Here is a 2,300-nt window from a genome sequence, read left to right as displayed (position 1 = left end):
GGACAGGATAGCACCTCTTTTGTCGATGATCGATCCCAAACTTTTGTCGATCCCTACAGTAATCAAGCGCGACAGGATTATTTAATTCTCCTAGAAGCCATTTTACAACGTCGTCCCGATGGAGTTTTATTTGATTATATTCGCTATCCCAGAGGAACGGGAGTCGATTCCGTTGCTGATGATGTCAAAGATTTATGGATTTTTAGTCCGGCATCCCGACAAGCTTTAATTAATCGAGGATTGAATAATAAGGGCAAATTTTTAATCGAACGCTATCTGACTCGTGGCCAAATTTCCCCCCATGATATCGTCGAAGCAGATCGCCTTTATCCCCAAGAAACCGCCCCTCTTTGGCAGGGTAGAATCCCCTTAGAAGAGGAGATGAAACAATCAGTTAAAAGTCGTTTTGATCGCCTCAAATTAGAACTTTGGTTCCTAGCGGTTGCCCATGCTGCCCAGGGTGTAATTGATTATATTAGTTATTTTTCTGCCCTAGTGGAACGTCAGGGAATTCCCGCCGGAGCAGTGTTTTTTCCCGATGGGAATCGTCTTGTGGGTAATCAAGGTTTTGATTCCCGTTTACAAGCTTGGGATAGTTTTCCTCCTTCCCTAGAATGGCATCCCATGTCCTACGCTAATTGTAACGATACTACCTGTGTGGTTAATCAGATCAAAAGAGTAGTGGCAAGCAGGGGAAATCAAACTCCTGTTATCCCAGCTTTAGCGGGTTTATGGGGACAACCCTATAACAATCGTCCCTCCTTAGAAGTGCAAATGGCAGCGATTCGCCTAGCTTTTCCCAGCATAGATAGTATCAGTCATTTTGCTTTTTCTTGGCAAGAACCACAATTCGATCGAGCCAGAAGATTTTGTCATAAGTAACCCCATTTACACCTCTACTTTTACTTCTTCCGTCTCTGTTTTTTCCTGTGTTGGGGGGACTATCAAAGGCGGCAGTTCCGGTTCGGCGGTGTTGAGAGTCGGTGTAATATCGACGTAGTTAATTACCGCCCCTAAAATTTTCACTTCCGCTTCTGTTAACTGGTCAGTTGCTTCACTCAAGAGATTAGAACGAGTTATGCCCTGGCGCGTTACCAGAATAATCCCGTCCGCTAGTTCTTCTAAGAGCAGCGCATCATTACAGCTAGACAGAGAAGGAGTATCCACAATCACCAGATCGAAACGGCCGCGAGAATCTTTGAGAATTAATTGTAATTCGCTCGATTCAATGATAGCTGCCGCTTGTTTTTGCGGACCGGGACTAGGCAAAATGGAAAGGTTTTCAATATTTGGGGCCAGCCGGATCGATTTACTTTTTGCCCCGTAGTAAAGTAGGGGTTCTCGGAAAGAATTGGGATCGGGAGTGACTCCGATTTCTTCGGCCTTAGAGGGACTTCTCAGATCTCCTTCTACTAACAGAGTCCGTCGGCCCGCTAAAGCGGCGGCGATGGCCAGATTATAGGCAGTGGCGGTTTTCCCCTCTCCGCCAGTAATACTGGTGACAACAACCACTTTCACCGTTTCGCCGCCGCCAACAAGTCGCAGGGTACTGCGTAAACGTTCGTAGTAGGGGAGATAATTGGCATTAGCATCGGCGAGAATCGGCTCGATTTCCTCGCCCTCTAAATTCCGGACAATGGGCAATTGTCCCAAGAGTAGTATATCCCGACTAACCAAAGCTTCCCGCAATTCTTGGGGACTGTGCAGGCGATCATCGATCACTGCTAACAGGAGAATCGTACCCAATCCGGCTAAAGTTCCCAAACCAGCACCCACCAAGAGAATCAAGGTACGATTCTTGCGGTTAAACACCTGTTCGATCGGTTGAGCAACCGGCGGTTGGGCGACGGTGAGACTACCCACGGTTTCCGCTTCTGCGGCCTGAGCATCCACCAGAGCATTGAGAATATTCTCGTAGATACCCCGTTGAAAGGCGACAGCTTGGGTTAAACGAGCTTGCTGTAGCTGTTTATCGGGGAATTTTTCGTATTGGGAGCGTAATTGCTGTTCCTGAGTCACCAGGGACTCTAATTGTTTCATCAAACCCTCACGCTGGGTTTGCAGGGTGACTAATTGAGCCGCTAATTGTTGGCGGGTGGCATCGAGATTACTTTGCTGACGGATGCGACTGCTGGGAAGATCGGTCAGGATGCCATCTTTTCCGATCACCTCGGCGGCCCTTTTTTGTAAGAGAGATTCGTTAACTTGCTGTTCTTTGCGTAATTTAACGACGGTGGGATGTTCGGGACGTAAATCCTTCTGTAGTCGCTCCAATTGGGCTTCCGTGCCCAAGATCTGGG

1 protein-coding gene and 1 pseudogene are annotated in these 2,300 nt (G+C 47.7%); one reads left to right on the top strand and one right to left on the bottom strand.

What is annotated here, in order from left to right; all coding sequences use genetic code 11:
* Window positions 1-882 (top strand): annotated as a pseudogene (locus PX481_RS23975) (family 10 glycosylhydrolase); the annotation flags it as partial.
* Between the two features lie 6 nt (window positions 883-888).
* On the opposite strand, the gene PX481_RS23970 reads toward PX481_RS23975, so the two are convergent.
* Window positions 889-2,300 (bottom strand): tyrosine-protein kinase domain-containing protein (locus PX481_RS23970; protein ID WP_288096424.1); only part of this gene is annotated, 1,412 nt, incomplete at its 5' end.

It is taken from the genome of Microcystis sp. M53603_WE2, assembly GCF_030065435.1.
This window is presented reverse-complemented; position numbering and strand designations above follow the sequence as displayed.